Source organism: Photobacterium frigidiphilum (assembly GCF_003025615.1).
Taxonomy (GTDB): Bacteria; Pseudomonadota; Gammaproteobacteria; order Enterobacterales; family Vibrionaceae; genus Photobacterium; species Photobacterium frigidiphilum.
Map to the genome: position 1 here is coordinate 1 of NZ_PYMJ01000156.1, position 507 is coordinate 507.

The 507-nt window shown below is 43.2% G+C and carries 1 protein-coding gene; it reads right to left on the bottom strand.

All coding sequences use genetic code 11. From position 1 onward, the window contains the following. A partial coding sequence (locus C9J12_RS30435; protein WP_146150150.1) for a DUF7146 domain-containing protein occupies positions 1–507 on the bottom strand: 507 nt, incomplete at both ends.

Genomic DNA, 507 nt, shown 5'->3' on the forward strand with positions numbered 1-507 from the left:
CGGCAATAATGTCGGTATTGGTTGGGTTGTTGTCATTAATCAGTAATGCATTTTCAATTCCTACGGCCAAAATACTGTAATCAGCCTGTATGCCTTCATTAATCGGAATATGGTTGCCCGATTTTGTACCCAGTACCCGTTTATTAATCTTGAGGTCGCTAATGTCTCCTGTGGCGTCATTTAAATACGTCACCGCAATGCCTTTAATTTGATTGTCCGGTGTTTCCAGTTTGGCAATAAGGGCCGGGTGGGTCGAACGTGTTTCTGATGAATATACCCGAGGATGATAGCGAATGCTGTCATTGTCTTTAAACGGACGATTGGGGTTCGTGTCTAAATAGGTCTGCGCCAAGGTGTTGGTGACAGGAATGCCGTCATTAAAATATTGCTGAGCGCGTGCTTCTAACTGACTTTGTTTAAGCGGAACGGTGGCTTTTAATTGTTCATGTTGCGGGTTGATAGTCAGTTGATGTTTATCCGGTTCTGATAATAAGGTGTCTGCTTTAA